The organism is Streptomyces sp. JK94, assembly GCF_053613315.1.
The window spans coordinates 221,173-239,161 of sequence record NZ_JBSICH010000015.1; the positions used below are offsets into that span (position 1 = coordinate 221,173).

General features: G+C 71.4%; 19 protein-coding genes. 12 read left to right on the plus strand and 7 right to left on the minus strand.

Annotated elements, in window-relative coordinates; all coding sequences use genetic code 11:
- The first annotated feature begins 5 nt into the window (after positions 1 to 5).
- A complete protein-coding gene (locus ACVV2G_RS15585) occupies positions 6 to 1,097 on the plus strand; it encodes a C40 family peptidase (RefSeq protein WP_453843267.1) in 1,092 nt (363 codons plus the stop codon).
- A gap of 13 nt (positions 1,098 to 1,110) precedes the next feature.
- Here ACVV2G_RS15585 and ACVV2G_RS15590 read toward each other — a convergent pair whose 3' ends face one another.
- Positions 1,111 to 1,995: a hypothetical protein gene (locus tag ACVV2G_RS15590; protein ID WP_453843268.1), complete on the minus strand. Its 885-nt coding sequence runs from the start codon at positions 1,993 to 1,995 to the stop codon at positions 1,111 to 1,113.
- A 194-nt stretch (positions 1,996 to 2,189) separates the two neighbouring features.
- Positions 2,190 to 2,513 (minus strand): putative quinol monooxygenase, encoded by a 324-nt coding sequence (locus ACVV2G_RS15595; protein WP_453843269.1) that lies wholly within the window; start codon positions 2,511 to 2,513, stop codon positions 2,190 to 2,192.
- A gap of 145 nt (positions 2,514 to 2,658) precedes the next feature.
- Here ACVV2G_RS15595 and ACVV2G_RS15600 point away from each other — a divergent pair, with 145 nt between their 5' ends.
- The 7 genes from ACVV2G_RS15600 (at position 2,659) to glmM (ending at position 9,363) form a co-directional block, all read left to right on the plus strand.
- Positions 2,659 to 3,492 (plus strand): helix-turn-helix transcriptional regulator, encoded by an 834-nt coding sequence (locus tag ACVV2G_RS15600; RefSeq protein WP_453843270.1) that lies wholly within the window; start codon positions 2,659 to 2,661, stop codon positions 3,490 to 3,492.
- 152 nt (positions 3,493 to 3,644) lie between these two features.
- Positions 3,645 to 4,337, plus strand: coding sequence for an SDR family NAD(P)-dependent oxidoreductase (locus ACVV2G_RS15605; RefSeq protein WP_453843271.1), 693 nt, complete (start codon positions 3,645 to 3,647; stop codon positions 4,335 to 4,337).
- 90 nt (positions 4,338 to 4,427) lie between these two features.
- Positions 4,428 to 5,279, plus strand: coding sequence for an IS5 family transposase (locus ACVV2G_RS15610; RefSeq protein ID WP_453843272.1), 852 nt, complete (start codon positions 4,428 to 4,430; stop codon positions 5,277 to 5,279).
- Positions 5,280 to 5,361: 82 nt separating this feature from the next.
- Complete coding sequence (locus ACVV2G_RS15615) at positions 5,362 to 6,567, plus strand: glycosyltransferase 87 family protein (RefSeq protein ID WP_453843273.1); 1,206 nt, start codon at positions 5,362 to 5,364, stop codon at positions 6,565 to 6,567.
- Between the two features lie 207 nt (positions 6,568 to 6,774).
- Entirely contained in the window at positions 6,775 to 7,218 is a 444-nt protein-coding gene (gene rplM / locus ACVV2G_RS15620; protein WP_453843274.1) for a 50S ribosomal protein L13, read from the plus strand.
- A gap of 42 nt (positions 7,219 to 7,260) precedes the next feature.
- On the plus strand, positions 7,261 to 7,773 hold the full coding sequence (rpsI, locus tag ACVV2G_RS15625; RefSeq protein ID WP_052839842.1) for a 30S ribosomal protein S9: 513 nt from the start codon (positions 7,261 to 7,263) through the stop codon (positions 7,771 to 7,773).
- Between the two features lie 231 nt (positions 7,774 to 8,004).
- Positions 8,005 to 9,363, plus strand: coding sequence for a phosphoglucosamine mutase (glmM, locus tag ACVV2G_RS15630; RefSeq protein WP_453843275.1), 1,359 nt, complete (start codon positions 8,005 to 8,007; stop codon positions 9,361 to 9,363).
- Between the two features lie 232 nt (positions 9,364 to 9,595).
- Here the strand turns inward: glmM and coaA are convergent, their stop codons facing one another.
- Positions 9,596 to 10,564 (minus strand): type I pantothenate kinase, encoded by a 969-nt coding sequence (gene coaA / locus ACVV2G_RS15635; protein ID WP_453843312.1) that lies wholly within the window; start codon positions 10,562 to 10,564, stop codon positions 9,596 to 9,598.
- Between the two features lie 218 nt (positions 10,565 to 10,782).
- On the opposite strand from coaA, the gene ACVV2G_RS15640 reads away from it, so the two are divergent.
- On the plus strand, positions 10,783 to 11,574 hold the full coding sequence (locus ACVV2G_RS15640; protein ID WP_453843276.1) for a hypothetical protein: 792 nt from the start codon (positions 10,783 to 10,785) through the stop codon (positions 11,572 to 11,574).
- Between the two features lie 118 nt (positions 11,575 to 11,692).
- Complete coding sequence (gene glmS, locus ACVV2G_RS15645) at positions 11,693 to 13,540, plus strand: glutamine--fructose-6-phosphate transaminase (isomerizing) (protein ID WP_453843277.1); 1,848 nt, start codon at positions 11,693 to 11,695, stop codon at positions 13,538 to 13,540.
- On the opposite strand, the gene ACVV2G_RS15650 is transcribed toward glmS, so the two are convergent.
- Together ACVV2G_RS15650 and ACVV2G_RS15655 are read right to left on the minus strand one after the other, a co-directional pair.
- Entirely contained in the window at positions 13,501 to 13,722 is a 222-nt protein-coding gene (locus tag ACVV2G_RS15650; RefSeq protein WP_453843278.1) for a DUF397 domain-containing protein, read from the minus strand. The genes glmS and ACVV2G_RS15650 overlap by 40 nt on opposite strands.
- A gap of 7 nt (positions 13,723 to 13,729) precedes the next feature.
- Entirely contained in the window at positions 13,730 to 14,581 is an 852-nt protein-coding gene (locus ACVV2G_RS15655) for a helix-turn-helix domain-containing protein (RefSeq protein ID WP_453843279.1), read from the minus strand.
- A gap of 219 nt (positions 14,582 to 14,800) precedes the next feature.
- On the opposite strand from ACVV2G_RS15655, the gene ACVV2G_RS15660 reads away from it, so the two are divergent.
- Entirely contained in the window at positions 14,801 to 15,157 is a 357-nt protein-coding gene (locus ACVV2G_RS15660; RefSeq protein ID WP_453843280.1) for an ATP-binding protein, read from the plus strand.
- 116 nt (positions 15,158 to 15,273) lie between these two features.
- Positions 15,274 to 15,447 carry a hypothetical protein gene (locus tag ACVV2G_RS15665; RefSeq protein WP_453843281.1) on the plus strand — a complete coding sequence of 58 codons (174 nt, stop codon included), beginning with the start codon at positions 15,274 to 15,276 and terminating at the stop codon, positions 15,445 to 15,447.
- Positions 15,448 to 15,905: 458 nt separating this feature from the next.
- Here the strand turns inward: ACVV2G_RS15665 and ACVV2G_RS15670 are convergent, their stop codons facing one another.
- Entirely contained in the window at positions 15,906 to 17,393 is a 1,488-nt protein-coding gene (locus ACVV2G_RS15670) for an NAD(P)H-hydrate dehydratase (protein WP_453843282.1), read from the minus strand.
- Between the two features lie 184 nt (positions 17,394 to 17,577).
- Positions 17,578 to 17,949 carry a holo-ACP synthase gene (locus ACVV2G_RS15675; protein WP_453843283.1) on the minus strand — a complete coding sequence of 124 codons (372 nt, stop codon included), beginning with the start codon at positions 17,947 to 17,949 and terminating at the stop codon, positions 17,578 to 17,580.
- Positions 17,950 to 17,989 lie beyond the last annotated feature (40 nt).

Genomic DNA, 17,989 nt, shown 5'->3' on the forward strand with positions numbered 1-17,989 from the left:
AAACCATGGCAGCGAAAGCCAAGAAGAAGTCGCGTCCGGTCGTCTCGGGCCTCGTGGTGCTGGCGCTCGTCGGCACCTCCGGCTACCTCACCCTGGAGCTGCGCAAGCAGGAGGACACGGGAGTCACGGAGGTCAGGAACGTCGGTGTCCTGGACGGGGCCCGCGGTTCCGGCGACGGCGGCGCCGCGAAGGACGCGGGCTCGGAGAGCTGGTCGCGGCTGGAGAACCCGGCGCGCTCCGTACTGCGCGACGCGGACGGCCGGATCAGGGCCGTGCTCACCGACGGGGCGCGCACCGCCACGCTGACCGGCCCGGCGCGCACCTTCGAGGAGCCCGTCTCGACCTCCTCCAAGGTCTCCACCACGGACTGGGTCCGGCTCATGCCCGAGGTGTGGAAGAAGGGGGCCGAGAAGGAGAAGTGGTTCAAGGAGTGGTACGCCGAGTACGAGGACAGCAAGGAGGACGACCTGTTCGCCTTCGCCTTCCAGTACGTGGCGGGCGCCCCGCAGAAGAAGGACGAGCAGGGCGTCGTCTACGCCGGTGACGCGGACTTCGGCCCGCTGAACACCACCGGCGCAGAGGGCGGCGACCTGCGCCTGGAGCAGTCCGACTTCTACGACTACCTCGGCGTCCCGTACCCGTTCCGCGACGGCTCGACCGGTACGCCGGAGGCCATGCGCGCCAAGGCCCTGGACTGCTCCGGCTTCATCCGCATGGTGCTCGGCTACCGCGCCCGCTACCCGCTGATGTCCTCCGACGCCGCCGGCGACGGCCTGCCGCGCACCGCCAACGGCATGGCCCGCTCCGAGGAGGGCGTCGACGTCCTCCCGCTGGCCGGGGTGTCGCCGGACGACCGGCCCTCCGCCATCGACCAGCTTCAACCCGGCGACCTGGTCTTCTTCAAGCTCGACACGCGCACCAAGGAGCGGCTGGACCACGTGGGCATGGTGCTCGGCTACGACACCGAGGGTCACCTGATCTTCGTCTCCAGCCGGGAGGAGGTCAACGGACCGACCATCGGCGACGTGGGCGGCGTCTCCCGCCTGGACGGCAACGGCTACTACGCCAAGACCCTGCGCAGCGCCAAGCGGCTCTGACGGCGGCGGGGGGTCAGCCCTCCGCGGCCGCCGAGGCCTGGGCCTCGCCGCGGCGGTGGATCTGGCGGAAGGCGAACTCGGCCAGGTCGTCGCCCGTCCGGAAGACCTCCGTCGTCTTCTCCGTCACGTTCCTGCCGTCGGTGAACCCGGCGATGGTGAAGTAGGCGTAGCGGCCGTAGGAGTTGGTGGTGGAGCGGCAGACGGCGCCGGTGCAGAAGGACGTCACCCCGCCGCCGGACAGGGAGCGGATGATGCTCTTCCCGTCGGCCTGCTGCTTGGCCTTCGAGGCCTGCGCCTCGGTGTCGAAGACGGCCACGCCCACCGTCACCGCGACGTCGCCCTCGGTGTAGGTGACGCGTATCAGCCGGGTGCAGTCGTTGTCGGTGAGCACCTTCGGGAGCGTCTTCTGCGCGGCGGAGCCGCAGGTGCGGGTGTCGGCCGTCGGGCCCTTCTTGTAGACCGTCTCGCCCATGGTCAGCTGGGTGCCCGAGAAGAGCAGGTCGGGGCTGAGCGGCGCCTTGTCCTTCTGCACGCTGGAGACGAAGTCCTTCGGGTCCAGCGGCGGCGGGGCGCTGGTCGGGGCGAAGGACGGGGCCGCGGCCGTCGCGCTCGGCAGGTCCGCCGTCGCGGGGAGCTGCGAGGAGGCACCGTCCGAGGCCTGGCCCGAGCCGTTCGCCGAGACCACCGCCACGGCGACGGCACTGGCTATCGCCACGGTGGCCAGCGCGCCACCCCCGATGAAGAGCAGCCGGCGCCGCTTGGCCCGGGCCTCGGAGGCCTCGGCGAGGGCGGCCCAGTCCGGGGAGCCGTCACCGTCGCCACTGCTCCAGGGCTGCTGCTGCGATTGAGGTTTCCAGGGATCCCACTGCGACTGAGGTCCCCCCTGCCCAAAGCTCATGGGCCGCATCTTAGAACGACCGGCAATAGGCATCGGGTGTGGGGGAGGATGCAGAGCAGGCACGGGTCCACGTGATCATGGAGTCTCTACGCTCAGTGATCACGAAGGACGGCCGTGCCCGCGCTGCCGTTTTGCTGTTCGAAACCGCTCAGCGTCGGAGGACAACGATCACGACCGCCGTGCTCCGGGGCGGCCTACCGCGCCGGGCGGAACGGCTGCAGGAAGCGGATCCCGTCCTCGACGCTGCCGTCCATCAGTTCCAGCAGTTGGGGCACCAGGTCCTGCATGCGGGGTGCCTGCAGGTGGCCTTCGAGGGCCTCGCGGCTCTCCCAGCGCTCGAAGATGACGAACGTGCCCGGTTGTCCCTCGACCTGGTGAGCCTCGTAGTCGATGTTGCCCGCGTCGTAGCGCGATGCGGTGACGGCGCCTGTCATGAACGCCTTCATCGCGGCTTCCTTCCCGGATTTGGCCCGGGCTTCCCACAGCACGGTGACGTAGTGGTTCGACGTGGTGGTCATGTTTGCTCCTCCAGGTCCGAACAGCATCGTTGTGCGCTGTTCACGACTCGATACTGAGCGCCGGGGAGCGTCGGCGGGAGCTACGGGACTTCGTGGTACAGGGCGTACCACCCAGCGGGGCGGGGTGTGCGGGAGGATGGTGTGCATGGATCAACTCGGTGCCGCGCTGCGGGCGTGGCGGGACCGGCTGGACCCCGCGACGGTGGGCTTCGCACACGGCTCACCCCGTCGGGTCCCCGGTCTGCGACGCGCGGAGCTGGCAACGCTGGCCGGCATCTCGGTCGAGTACGTGGTCCGGCTGGAGCAGGGACGGGTCGCGACGCCCTCGGCGCAGGTCTGCTCGGCCCTGGCTCGCGCCCTGCACCTGTCCGATGACGAGCATGCTCACCTATTGCGCATGGCCGGCCACACAACGGGTCCGAGCCGGGTTCCGCGAGTGATCCCAGGGAGTCTGTACCGGATCGTGGACCAGCTCGCCGGCAACCCGTTGGCGATCTATGACGCCACCTGGCAGTTGCTGCACTGGAATCCGCTGTTCGCGGCCACGTTCGGCGATCCCACGGTCCGCGGTGTGGGAGATCGCAACGTCCTGGTCTGGCAGTTCCTGGGTGAGCTGCCCCGGGTCCGGCAGACGGCGGCCGAGCGGGTGGCGTTCGAGGAGTCCCTCGTCGCCGACCTGCGCGCGACGACGAGCCGGTACCCCGACGATCCCGACCTCGCGGCGTTGGTATCGAGGCTGAACCTCAGCCCACAGTTTCGCGAGTTGTGGGGCCGCCGAGCGGTGGGCGGTCACCAGAGTGCGCACAAACTCGTCCAGCACCCGGATGTCGGAGACATCGCCATGAACTCCGACATCCTCAACACCCAGGACACGAACCTCCGCCTCGTGGTGTACACGCCGCAGCCAGGCACCGACGCCCGCAGCAAACTCGAATTCCTTGCGGCCATTGGGATCCAGAGGGTGTCTCCTCAGGGATGAAGGCCCGCCTTCTGACGCGCCCGGTGGACCGGGCTGCTGGGTGGTACGCGCGGTACCAGGAAGTCCCGTAGCTCCCGCCAGCCCTCCTAGAGGCCCAGCCTGGAGTGCGTGAACAGCGCACGACCGTGCTGTTCGAACCAGGAGGAGCCAGCATGACCACCACATTCATCACCGGGGCCAACAAGTCCCTCGGTTTTGAAACCGCTCGTCGCCTCATCGAGGCGGGGCACACCGTCCTCCTCGGCGCTCGCCACCGTGAGCGCGGTCGGGCCGCGGCCGAGTCGCTCGGCGCCCGGTTCGTTCAGATCGACGTGACCGACGACACCTCAGTCCAGGCCGCGGCCGCGGATGTCGCCGCGCATGAGGGAACGATCGACGTCCTGGTCAACAACGCCGGCGTCCTCGGCAAGGTCGGCCCCGTCGAGGAGTACACCGCGGCCGACGTGAGCGCCGTGCTCGACGTGAACGTCGTCGGGATCGTGCGCGTCACGCACGCCTTCCTCCCGCTGCTGCGCAAGTCGCCGAACCCCGTCATCGTCAACGTGTCCAGCGGGATGGGCTCCTTCAGCATGACCCAGGACCCGGCACGGATCGAGTCGCAGTATGCCCTGCCCCTCTACTGCGCCTCGAAGGCCGCGGTCACGATGCTCACGACGCAGTACGCCAGGGAACTGAAGGACGTAAGGGTCAACGCCGCAGACCCCGGGCAGACCGCGACCGACTTCACCGGCGGCATCGGACACAGCGTCGCCGACGGCGCAGAGTCCATCGTGACTCTCGCGACGATCGGCCCGGATGGGCCGACGGGACAGTTCATCGACCGATCCGGGAACCTCCCGTGGTGAACCTGCCCTGAGCTCAGGGTGAGTCGACCCGCAGCCCTGCGCGTACCTCATGCTCGTAATCTCTGCGCTCAGTCATCACGAAGGACGGCCGTGCCCGCGCTGCCAGCTTGCCTGCTCGAACCCCTGTGGGACCAGTTCGCCGCGCTCCTCCCCGTCCGGGAGGAATTTGTCGTCGGCCACCCGCTGGGCTGTCACCGCCGCCGGATCCCCGACCGAACCGTCTTCGAGCACGTCGTGCTCGCGCTGGTCCATGGTTCCGGCTACGAGCGGATCTCCACGCCCGGGTGCTCGGACCGCACCATCCGCCGACGCCTCAAAGAGTGGTCGCGGCAAGGGATTTCCAAAGCGCTGCACGCTCTCGCCCTGGACGCCTACGACCGGATGATCGGCCTCGACCTTGGCGAGATCTCGGTGGACGGCTGCATCACCAAGGCCCCGTCCGGCGGGGAGAAGGCCGGCCGCTCGCCGGTCGACCGGGGCAAGCAGGGGCTGAAGCGCTCAGCCGCCTGCGACGCCCGCGGCGTCCCGCTGGGGATCGTCTCCGAGGGGGCTAATAGGCATGACTCGCCACTGCTCGGACTGACCCTGGACGCCGCGCAGGAGCAGGTTGGCATGCTGCCGGACACCGTGAACGTCAACCTCGACCGGGGCTACGACAGCATCAAGTCCCGTGCGTTGATAGCCGAGTTGGGGTTCGCTGCCGAGATCGCCCGCAAGGGCATGCCCGCCCCGATCCAGGCCAGCAGGCGCTGGCCCGTCGAGCGCACGCATTCGTGGATGAACGGCTACGGCAAGCTTCGGCGTTGCACCGAGAGAAACGGCAGGGTCGTGGACTTCTACCTCTACCTCGCCGCTACCCTCGTCACGCTTCGCATGCTGATCTGGCAGGCACGCAGCCGCTACCGCTGGGATGGCCGACCCACCAGCCGCCGCCTCAAGTGATCCATTTGCCGGTCGGTCTTAGACGGGCCGAGGGGCGTGCTGGTGCGGCTCCCGGAGCCCGGCAGCGCCTAGCGTTCCGTTCATGCGGACGGGCAAAAGCGACATCTCCGGGTGGTTGGTGCGACCGGCGAGCGGGCCCCTGTGGGCGGTGCTCGGGGCGGTGCTGGCGGCCACCACGGCGCACGCGGTACGCGTGACCTCGGGCGGCGGGATGGACAACGCGATCGTCGTGCGGGCGGCCCGCACCTGGCTGGCCGGCGGCTCCCCGTACGACGACCCGCACTTCCTCTACCTGCCGGGCGCGGTGCTCGCCGCCGTCCCGCAGGCCCTGCTGCCTCCGGACGTGCTGCGGGTGCTGGCGCCGTGCGCGGTGACGGCCCTGCTGGCGCTGGCCTGGGCCGGTGCGCTGCGGCTGCACCGCGTGCCGCCGCGCAGCCGGCTCGCGGTGCTCGGGCTGACCGGGCTCGCCCTGGGCTTCGCGCCGTTCGGCCACCTGGTGCGCCTCGGCAACTGGACGGTGACGGCGGCGGTGGCCCTGCCGGCGGCCCTGCTGCTGGCCGGCCGGGGGAGGTGGACGGCGGCGGGCGTGGTCATCGGCGCCGCCGTGGCGCTGAAGCCGCTGCTCGCGCCCGTACTCCTGCTCTTCCTGTTCGCCGGGCGGTGGCGGGCGCTGGCGGCGGTCGTCCTGGTGCCCGTGCTGGTCTCCGGCGCGGCGGCGCTGCTGATGCCCGACCCGGCCGGCTTCCTCACCCGCACCCTGCCCTTCCTGCTCCACGGCGACGACGGCTTCGTACGGCTCTACGAGGCCTCCCCGGCCGCCGTGCTGCCCCGGCTGGGCGTGCCCGCGCGGCTCGCCGGGGGAGTCGCGGTGGCGGCCGCCGGGGCGGGGGTGCTGTGCGCGTACGTCCGCTGGCGCCGCGCCGACCCCGGACCGCCGCGGCTCGCGGAGACCGCCGCGGGACTGATGCTCTCGGCGTTCCTCGTCTCCCGGCCCTCCTACGACCACTACCTCCTGGTCGTCCTGCCGCTGCTGCTGGCCGGGCTGCCGTACGCCGGCGCGGTGGCCCGCGGGCCCTGGTTCTGGGTCGCCCTGGTGCCCCAGGCACCGGGGCTGACCTGGCCCGGACTGGAGTCGGAGCAGCGGCGGGCCTTCAAGGACGCGTTCACGCTGTGCGTGCTGGCGGTGGCGGTCGCCCTGCGGGCCCGGGGCGGCGAGGCGGCCGTGGACGATCACGCGGACGCCGGGCGCGCGCCGGAGCCCGAGCGGGCCCCGGCCACTCCGTTTTGACCCGGCCGTGGGGCCCCGGGTATTCTGCACAGTCGTATGTGTATTGGCTTGCTCATTCTCACGTGAGGGGCCCTTACACCGGTCCACCGGGACCGATGACCAGCGACCAGCACGCGGTTTGCGTCACCGCGGTGCGGTCAAGGCTGTCGTGATCGTCTTCGGTGACCATGTCAGGACCACTCACTGAAGAAGCGAAGGCTACGAACCGTGCGTACGTACAGCCCCAAGCCCGGCGATGTGACGCGCCAGTGGCACGTCATCGACGCTCAGGACGTCGTCCTGGGTCGTCTGGCCACCACTACGGCCTCCATCCTGCGCGGCAAGCACAAGCCGATCTACGCGCCCCACGTCGACACCGGTGACTTCGTCATCATCATCAACGCCGACAAGGTGCACCTCTCCGGCAACAAGCGGACCCAGAAGATGGCGTACCGCCACTCCGGCTACCCGGGCGGTCTGCGCTCCGTGCGCTACGACGAGCTGCTGGACAAGAACCCGGAGAAGGCCATCGAGAAGGCCGTCAAGGGCATGCTCCCGAAGAACTCCCTGGGCCGTCAGATGCTCTCGAAGCTGAAGGTCTACAAGGGTGACCAGCACCCGCACGGCGCGCAGCAGCCGCAGCCGTTCGAGATCACCCAGGTCGCGCAGTAAGTCCGGCCACCCCCTAAGACTGAAGAGAATCTGAGGAGCATCGTGGCCGAGACCACTGCCGAGCAGCCGCTCGAAGAGATCGACATCGACAGCTACACCACCGAGTCCGAGGTGCCCGTCGAGGGCGAGTACACCTCGGAGTCCATGGCCTCCGCCTTCGGCGAGCCCCAGCCGGCCGCCGGCCTGGGCCGTCGCAAGAACGCCATCGCCCGTGTCCGGATCGTCCCGGGCACCGGCAAGTGGAAGATCAACGGTCGCACCCTCGAGGACTACTTCCCGAACAAGGTGCACCAGCAGGAAGTCAACGAGCCCTTCAAGGTGCTCGAGCTCGAGGGCCGTTACGACATCATCGCCCGCATCGCGGGTGGCGGCGTCTCCGGCCAGGCCGGTGCGCTCCGTCTCGGTGTCGCCCGCGCCCTGAACGAGGCCGACGTGGACAACAACCGCGGCGCCCTCAAGAAGGCCGGCTTCCTGCGCCGCGACGACCGCGCGGTCGAGCGGAAGAAGGCCGGTCTGAAGAAGGCCCGCAAGGCCCCGCAGTACAGCAAGCGCTAAGCTTCGCTGCCTGTACTCCGAACGCCCCGGCGGCACGCCACTGTGCTGCCGGGGCGTTCGTTTATCCCCGTCATTGGGCGTATAACGACACAAGACGTTCAGAAGCTCTCAGGCTTGTGTGATCGGATGGCCGGACAAGGCGTTACGGCGCGTGTCCGTGACCACGGAGGCCGGCCGCGTGGGCCGCACGTGCGGCCGGCTCCCGGAATTGACGTTTCCTCAGGAGGACAAGTGGGACGACTCTTCGGCACGGACGGCGTGCGCGGTGTCGCCAACGCGGATCTGACGGCCGAGCTGGCGCTCGGGCTCTCCGTCGCCGCGGCGCACGTACTGGCCGAGGCGGGAACCTTCGCCGGACACCGGCCGACCGCCGTGGTCGGCCGGGACCCGCGCGCCTCCGGGGAGTTCCTGGAGGCCGCCGTGGTCGCGGGCCTGGCCAGCGCCGGCGTGGACGTGCTGCGGGTCGGCGTGCTGCCGACGCCCGCGGTGGCCCACCTGACCGGCGCGCTCGGAGCCGACCTCGGCGTGATGCTCTCCGCGAGCCACAACGCCATGCCCGACAACGGCATCAAGTTCTTCGCCCGCGGCGGCCACAAGCTCGCCGACGAGCTGGAGGACCGCATCGAGTCCGTCTACACCGAGCACCGCACGGGCGCCCCCTGGGACCGCCCGACCGGCGGCGGTGTGGGCCGGGTGCGGGACTACGACGAGGGGCTCGACCAGTACGTCGCCCACCTCGTGGGTGTCCTTCCGAACCGCCTCGACGGGCTGAAGATCGTCCTCGACGAGGCGCACGGCGCGGCCCACCGGGTCTCGCCCGAGGCCTTCGCGCGGGCCGGGGCCGAGGTGGTCACCATCGGTGCCGTGCCGGACGGCCTCAACATCAACGACGGGTGCGGCTCGACCCACCTCGGTCTGCTCAAGGCCGCCGTCGTCGAGCACGGCGCCGACCTGGGCATCGCCCACGACGGCGACGCCGACCGCTGCCTGGCCGTGGACCACACCGGCGCGGAGGTGGACGGCGACCAGATCCTCGCCGTGCTCGCGCTGGCGATGCGGGAGCGCGAGGCGCTGCGGTCCGACACCGTCGTGGCGACCGTCATGTCCAACCTGGGCTTCAAGCTCGCCATGGAGCGCGAGGGCATCCGGTTCGTGCAGACCGGCGTCGGTGACCGGTACGTCCTGGAGGAGATGAAGGCCCACGGCTACGCGCTCGGGGGCGAGCAGTCCGGGCACGTCATCGTCCTCGACCACGCCACCACCGGCGACGGCACGCTGACCGGCCTGATGCTGGCGGCGCGGGTCGCGCAGACCGGCCGTACGCTCCGGGACCTCGCGGCCGTCATGGAGCGGCTGCCGCAGGTGCTGATCAACGTGCCGGACGTGGACAAGTCGCGGGTGACGACCTCCGCCGAGCTGGCGACCGCCGTCGCGGAGTCCGAGCGGGAGCTGGGCAGCACCGGGCGGGTGCTGCTGCGTCCGTCGGGGACCGAGCCGCTGGTGCGGGTCATGGTCGAGGCGGCGGACATCGAGCAGGCCCGGTCGGTGGCCGGGCGGCTGGCCGACGCGGTGAAGTCCGCGCTCGGCTGAGGACGCGGAGGTGCGCGAGGGCGGCCCGGAGGGGCCGCCCTTTGCGTTGTGCCCGCCCCTTCGCGTTGTGCCCGGCTCCTCGCGTTTCGCCCGGCCTTCGCGTTGTGCCCGCCCGGAGTCCGCCGGGCCGCGGTCACGCCCGCCGCGTGCGCGAGCGCCGGCGGCACGCGCCCCCGCGCCCCCGGGGCCCGCGCACGGCGGCGGACGGCCGGCCCGGCCGGCCGCCCCGCCGTCACAGCTTGCGCAGGCTGAGCCGCTGCACCTTGTGGTCGGGCCCCTTGCGCAGGATCAGGGCGGCCCGGCCCCGGGTCGGCAGGACGTTCTCCACCAGGTTGGGCTTGTTGATGGTGCGCCAGGTGGTCCGGGCGTAGTCGAGTGCCTCCTCCTCCGACACCTGGGTGTACTTGCGGAAGTACGAGGACGGGTCCTGGAAGGCGGTCGCGCGCAGCTTGCGGAAGCGGCTGAGGTACCAGCGCTCGATGTCCGCGGTCCGGGCGTCGACGTACACGCTGAAGTCGAAGTAGTCGGCGAGCCCCACCCTGGTGCGGCCGTCCTTGCCGGGCAGCGCGGGCTGGAGCACGTTCAGGCCCTCGACGATCAGGATGTCGGGGCGGCGCACGACGAGTTTCCGGTCCGGGACGATGTCGTAGATGAGGTGGGAGTAGACCGGGGCGGTCACCTCGGCCTTGCCCGCCTTGACGTCGGCGACGAACCGGGTGAGGGCCCGGCGGTCGTACGACTCGGGGAAACCTTTCCGCGACATCAGGCCGCGGGCCTGGAGCTCCCGGGTGGGCAGCAGGAAGCCGTCGGTCGTGACCAGCTCCACGCGCGGGTGCTCGGGCCAGCGGGACAGCAGCGCCTGGAGCAGGCGGGCGACGGTGGACTTGCCGACCGCGACCGAGCCGGCGACCCCTATGACGAAGGGGGTGCCCGACTGGGAGCCCTGTTCGCCGAGGAAGGTGTTCAGCGCGCCGCGCAGGCCGTCGGTGGCGCCGACGTAGAGGTTGAGGAGCCGGGACAGCGGGAGGTAGATGTCCCGCACCTCGTCGAGGTCGATGACGTCGCCGAGGCCGCGCAGCTTCTCGACCTCCTCGGCGGTCAGCGGCAGCGGCGTCTTGTCGCGCAGCGCGCTCCACTCGGGACGGGTGAGGTCGACGTAGGGAGTCGCCTCCGGCCGCTGCCGGTGGGCGCTCCGGGGCATCGAGGGGACCGGAGAGATCACAGTCCATTGTTAACGGACTTCGCACGGGGCGGCGGGTGGGGTGTGTCACGTCGGCTCCCGCCCCCGGCGGGAGATCACGTCGGCGCAACGGTCGGATACCGGGGTGACGCACGAGTGATCATCTTTGGGCCGGCTGTGCGTACGGTGTGCGCACGTGTGCGCGGAACCTCCGCGATCTGGAAGAAAGAGTCACCTACGTGAGACCGACCGCCGTCCGCCGTACCGCCCTCGCGGCCTCCGCCGCCGCCCTCGCCCTGCTCGTCACCGCCTGCGGCGGTTCCTCCGACGACGGCGGCGAGAAGGGCGGCGACGCCAAGGCCGAGGGCGGCTCGACCGCCTCCGCGGCCCCCGCCGCCGCCGAGGCGCTCACCACCGCCGAGCTGGAGAAGGCGGCCCTGGCGCAGGCGGACGTCGAGAACGGCAAGGTCACCGAGGTGTCGGCCGCCGACAACGTCGAGAAGGACAAGGTCGAGGGGGAGAAGGCGGAGTGCGAGCCGCTCGCCTTCGCCGAGACCGGCGTCCCGCTGGGCGAGCCGGCGGCGACCGTGAAGCGGAGCTGGACGGAGGCGCCGAAGAAGCCGTCCGCGGACACGTCGGCCGAGGAGGCCATCGGCGACGCCTTCGACCTGGACAAGGCCCTGGTGACGCTGGCCACCTACGACGACGGCGGCGCCCAGGCGGTCCTCGCGGACGTGAAGAAGGCCGCCGGCGCGTGCGCCGGCGGATTCGCCTTCACCGCCGTCGGTGAGCAGGCGAAGATCGCCAAGGTGACCGAGGACGCGGCGCCCGGCGGTGCCGACGAGGCGGTCGCGATGACGATGACGATGGTCGGCGACGACGGCGACGAGTTCCCGGTCAAGGTGGTCGTCACCCGTAAGGGCTCCACCGTCGCCTCCTTCACCGTCCTCAACCTCGCCTCCGCCGGGACCGGCAAGGACTTCCCGTTCCCCGCGGAGATCAGCGACGCCCAGCTCGCCAAGCTCGGCTGATCCCGGCGCCGCTGAACCGCTGACGTTCCCGCCGGGACGTTCGTACCCCGGTGGGAATTTCCGATTTCGGGCACGAGAAGGCGGGTTCGGGAACGGATCTGATCGTAGGCTGCCCGTCATGTGCGGAATCGTGGGATACGTGGGCTCTCAGTCGGCGCTCGACGTCGTACTGGCCGGACTGAAGCGACTCGAGTACCGGGGGTACGACTCGGCGGGCGTCGCCGTGCTCGCGGACGGCGGCCTCGCCACCGCCAAGCGCGCCGGGAAGCTCGTCAACCTGGACAAGGAACTGTCCGAACGGCCGCTGCCGACCGCCGTCACCGGCATCGGCCACACACGCTGGGCCACGCACGGGGGTCCGACCGACGCCAACGCCCATCCGCATCTCGACAACGCGGGCCGGGTGGCCGTGGTGCACAACGGCATCATCGAGAACTACGCCCTGCTGCGGGCCGAGCTGGCCGAACGCGGCCACGAGCTGGCCTCGGAGACCGACACCGAGGTCGTCGCCCACCTGCTCGCCGAGGAGTTCTCCGCCTGCGCCGACCTCGCCGAGGCGATGCGGCTGGTGTGCCGGCGGCTGGAGGGCGCCTTCACGCTGGTCGCGGTGCACGCGGACGCACCGGACGTGGTGGTGGGCGCGCGCCGCAACTCACCGCTCGTGGTGGGCGTGGGGGAGGGCGAGTCCTTCCTCGCCTCGGACGTCGCGGCCTTCATCGCCCACACCCGGGACGCCGTCGAGCTGGGCCAGGACCAGGTGGTGGAGCTGCGCCGGGACGGCGTGACGGTCACCGGTTTCGACGGCAGCCCGGCCGAGGTCCGCTCCTACCACGTCGACTGGGACGCCTCGGCCGCCGAGAAGGACGGCTACGCCTCCTTCATGCTCAAGGAGATCGCCGAGCAGCCGAAGGCGATCGCCGACACCCTGCTGGGCCGCGTCGACGGCTCCGGCACGCTGAGCCTGGACGAGGTGCGCATCCCCGCGGGCGTCCTGCGCGAGGTCGGCAAGGTCGTCGTCATCGCGTGCGGTACGGCCTTCCACGCCGGGCTGATCGCCAAGTACGCCATCGAGCACTGGACGCGCATCCCCTGCGAGGTGGAGCTGGCCAGTGAGTTCCGCTACCGCGACCCGATCCTCGACCAGCAGACCCTGGTCGTCGCGATCTCCCAGTCCGGCGAGACCATGGACACCCTCATGGCCCTGCGCCACGCCCGGGAGCAGGGCGCCAAGGTACTGGCCATCTGCAACACCAACGGCTCCACCATCCCGCGCGAGTCCGACGCCGTGCTCTACACGCACGCCGGTCCCGAGGTCGCCGTCGCCTCCACCAAGGCCTTCCTCACCCAGCTGGTGGCCTGCTACCTGGTCGCCCTCTACCTGGGCCAGGTGCGCGGCACGAAGTACGGGGACGAGATCCGCGACGTCGTCCGCGACCTGGCCCGGATCTCCGGCGCGGTCGAGAGGGTCCTGGAGACCATGGAACCGGTACGGGAGCTGGCGCGCTCCCTCGCCCACAAGGACACGGTGCTGTTCCTGGGCCGGCACGTCGGCCACCCGGTCGCCCTCGAAGGCGCCCTCAAGCTCAAGGAGCTGGCGTACATGCACGCCGAGGGGTTCGCGGCGGGCGAGCTGAAGCACGGGCCGATCGCGCTGATCGAGGAGGACCTGCCGGTCGTCGTGGTCGTCCCGTCCGCGCGCGGGCGCTCGGTCCTCCACGACAAGATCGTGTCCAACATCCAGGAGATCCGGGCGCGCGGCGCCCGCACCGTCGTCATCGCCGAGGAGGGCGACGAGGCGGTCGTCCCCTACGCCGACCACCTCATCCGCATCCCGGCCACCCCGACGCTGCTCCAGCCCCTGGTGGCGACGGTCCCGCTCCAGGTCTTCGCCTGCGAGCTGGCGACGGCCCGGGGCAACGAGGTGGATCAGCCGCGGAACCTGGCGAAGTCGGTGACGGTGGAGTGAGGGGGCTTCAGGGCGTCGACGAAGGTGGTGAAGGTTCCGGCGGGGAAGGTGAGAGTTGCCCTGGCCGGGGTCTTGGAGTCGCGGACGGCGACGTGAGTGGGGGAGTGGGCTATCTCCACGCAGGAGTTGCCGTCACCGGCGCCCGAGTGTGAGGACTTGCGCCAGTTGTCGGGGGTGATCACGACGTGTTCACACTTCCTTGGCCAGGCTGTGGATGAAGTCACGCGAACGCGCGGGGTCCAGAGACGCGGCTTCCAGTCTACGTAGAAGTGTTCGAAGAACGCTGAGCTGGGCCTCGGAATCGATGAGGACTGCGGTGTGAGGTGAGTCGTCGACGGCCGTGTCCAGCCTGGGGACGGCACCACTCGCCACCATCATGGGCCCCCAGGACCCGCTGAAGCCTTCCATGTCGAAGGGGATGATCCGCACGGTGGTGCGGTCCGCCATGGAGCGTTCGAGGAGGTCGGCGAGTTGGGCGCGCAGCGTGGCGCGGTTTCCGACCCGGATGCGCAGCGCCGCCTCATGGATGATCGCTTCATACGGTGTGGGCTCGTCGCCGTCGAGGACCACCTTGCGCTGCATACGGTGGCGTACCCGCAACTCCAGGTCTTCATCGGGGAGTTCGGGGACTCTGCCGGTGTAGATGGCGCGGGCGTAGTCCTCTGTCTGGAGAGGGCCGGGGATGTACATGAACTGGACCTCCCGGAGGAAAGTGGCGTGGTGTTCCAGTTCGGCGAGGTCGAGGAACGGCGTGGGTAGCAGCCCCCGATACTCCTCCCACCACCCGCGCGTCCGATCGGTCGCCATGGCGACCAAGGCGTTGATGAGTGCCTCGTCCGTGCAGGCGTAGTTGCCGGCGAGGCGGCGCAGGCGCTTTTCGCTGACTCCGGCGAGGCCCATTTCGATTTGGCTGATCTGTGCGGAACTCACCCCGAGTAGTGCTGCCGCCTCGCGCGTTGCGAGTCCTGCGGCATGACGCAGCCTGCGCAGTTCGATTGCCAGACGCATCTGCCGTGCCGTTGGTTCGCGCCGCAATGCCATCCACTGCCCCTTTCAACGCGCCTGTGGGCGCGACTCGTTCGGAGTCAGATTACGCGAGCGGGTTGCGATACTTAATTCGTTAGACCTACTGTCGGTGACGAGTCGCGCACCCTGCGCTGTGTCGGGTGCCGGAAGCGCACCGCTCCGTCCTGCCGTGACGGGCGCGGCAATGACACCGGCCGCCGCTCACCATCACCCCTGTCGAAGAGGAGCTGCCGCATGCCCGGAATCGATTCCTGGGAGTACTCCCTCTACATCCCGAACGACCTGGTCGACGTGGCCGAACTGCTCGCCACGGAGCTGGTGTCCAACGCCGTACGGCACACCAAGGGGCCGGCCGCCCTGCGGGTGCGCTGGTCGGGGAACGGCGTGCTGCGGCTCGGCGCGTGGGACGCGGACCCGACGCCGCCGGAGCCGCCGCTCCCCTTCGGCCGGGGCCTGGATGCCGAGGAAGGGCGGGGTCTGGCCCTGGTGCGGGCCTGCGCCGACGTATGGGGGTGGCAGCCGCTGGCCAGGGAGGGCAACCGCGGCAAATACGTCTGGTGCGAACTGGGCGCCGCGGCGCGGGTGGCGTGAACGTTTCCTCGCCCTTCGAATCCCGGAAATCGGGGGAGGCCGACGGCAGGGCTGAAGGCAGGGCCGAGGGGGAGGCCGTGGGCAGGGCCAAAGGAAAGGCTCAGGGGGTCCTGCGGGTGCTCGAAGTCCGTGGCCTGACCGTTTCCGACGACGCGCGCGCCCGCATCACCGGCTGCCTGGATCTCGCCCGCCTCGACGACTGGCTCGACCGCGCCGGAACGGTCGCTCGGGTCGAGGAACTCTTCGCGGGCATGCCGGACGAGTCGCAGGAGGAGCGCGGCTCGGGGTGAGCCACCCGTCGGCCGGATGAGGCACGGCGGCCGGCCCCTCCCGAACGGGCGGCACGCGGCGAGCTGTCCGAGGTCTCGCTCACCGTGGTCGTCTCCTTCACGTCCGCGCCCACCGACGCGACCACGTGACGGAATCGAGCGGAGCCGCTCCCGCGGGCGCCCTGCGCGTCCAGTGTGATGCCGTTCCCGGGTACATCGACAGTCGGACGGATGGGTACCGCCATGCCCGAGCCGTCCGAACCGGCCACGCAGTACGCGGCGTGGCCGGTTCGCGTGACGATCACGGAGGTGGTGGTTCCGCGGAGGTCCGGACCTCGTCAGGCTTCCGCCGTGGCTGGTGTGACGACGGCCTCGCAGCCGTCCTGGAGATCGTCACGGGACAGCTCTCGGCTGTCTCTCCGGTCGTGAGTGCGGGGAGGAAGAACCCCGCTCACCCCACCCCGCTCACCCCACCCCGCTCACCCCACCTCGGTCACATCCCGCCACGCCCCCGGAATCGCCTCCGCGACATCATGCGCCCCGACCGGCGCCCCCTCCGCCGCGAACCGTCCCGCCAGCCCGTGCAGGTACGCCCCCGCGCTGCCCGCGTCCCGTGCCGACAGTCCCGCCGCCAGCAGTGACCCCGTCAGGCCGGACAGCACGTCCCCGCTGCCCGCGGTGGCGAGCCACGACGTCCCCGTCGCGTTGACCCGCACCGGGCCTCCCTCCGCCCCGGCCACCAGCGTCGTCGACCCCTTGAGCAGCACCGTCGCCCCGTACCGCGCCGCCAGCTCCCGCGCCGAGGCCAGCCGCGCCCCCTCGACCTCCTGCCGGGCCGCCCCGAGCAGCGCCGCCGCCTCCCCGGCGTGCGGTGTCATCAGCGTCGGTGCCGTGCGCCGCCGCACCGCACCGGCGTCGGCCAGCCGTAGTCCGTCCGCGTCGATGAGCACCGGCACCTCCGCCGCCAGCACCTCGGCCACGGTCCGGGCGTCGTCGCCGGCCCCCGGCCCGACCACCCAGGCCTGCACCCGCCCCGCCCGCTCCGGCCCCCGGTCCGACACGAGCGTCTCCGGGTAACGGGCGATCACCGCGTCCCCGGCCGGGCCGACGTACCGCACCGCCCCGGCCCCGCCCCGCAGCGCCCCGGCGACGGCGAGCACGGCCGCGCCCGGATAGCGGGCCGAGCCGGCGGCGATGCCGACCACCCCGCGCCGGTACTTGTCGCTCTCGGTGCCCGGCACCGGCAGCAGCCGCGCCACGTCCGCGTGCTGCAACGCCTCCAGCACGGCCGCGTCGGCCGGCAGCGGCAGCCCGATGTCCACCAGCCGAACCGACCCGGCGTACTCCCGCGCCGGATCGATCAGCAGCCCCGGCTTGTGCGCCCCGAACGTCACCGTCAGGTCCGCCCGTACGGCCGCCCCGGCCACCTGTCCCGTGTCCGCGTCGACGCCGCTCGGCAGATCGACGGCGACGACGGCGGCCCGCGACCGCGCGGTCGCGTCGGCCAACGGCACCGCCTCCTCCCGCAACCCGCCCCGGCCGCCGATCCCGACGATGCCGTCGACGACGAGATCGGCCCGCGCGATCAACGCTTCGGCGGACCCGGACCCGGACCCGGACCTGCCCTCACCCCCGGTTCCGGACGCCGCGACCGCTCCGCCCGCCCGGCGCAACGCCGCCAGCCCCGCGCCGTGCGCGCGCTCCGGAGTGAGCAGTACGGCCGTCACGCCCGCCCCGCGCCGGGCCAGCCGAGCCCCGGCGTACAGGGCGTCGCCGCCGTTGTCCCCGCTTCCGACCAGCAGCACCACCCGGCTGCCGTACACCCGGCCGGCCACCCGCCCGAGCACCTCGGCGCAGGCGGCGGCGAGCCCGGCCGCGGCCCGGTGCATCAACACGCCCTCCGGCAGCCGTGCCATCAGCTCACGTTCGGCCGTCCTGACCATCTCCACGCTGTACGCAGTCCGCATGGAGTCGAGTGTTCCCCGCACGCGTGAACGTGCACGACCCCCGTCAATCCCGCAGGACCCCTCGACGCGCATGGGTCCACATCTCGAACACCGGCAACAACCCGCGGCTCGACCGGTACGGGGGCGCAGGCGAGCGGACGCGCACGCGGGTCCGGCCGCCGGGGGACCGAGCGGGGCGGGCGCCCTACCCCTCCGCGATCACCACCGCCGACGCGATCCCCGCGTCATGGCTGAGCGACACGTGCCACGACGTCACCCCCAGCTCCGCCGCCCGCGCCGCCACCGTCCCGCTGACCCGCAACCGCGGCCGGCCGCCCTCCTCGACGTACACCTCGGCGTCCGTCCAGTGCAGCCCCGCCGGCGCGCCGAGCGCCTTGGCCAGCGCCTCCTTCGCCGCGAACCGGGCGGCGAGCGAGGCGACGCCCCGGCGTTCCCCGCCGGGCAGCAGCAACTCGCTCTCCAGGAAGAGCCGCCGGGCCATGGCCGGCGTACGTTCCAGCGACAGGCCGAACCGCTCGACCTCGGCCACGTCGATCCCGACCCCGATGATGCTCATGCCGGGCACCCTAACGACCTTCGCGCGGCATCCGTGTTCT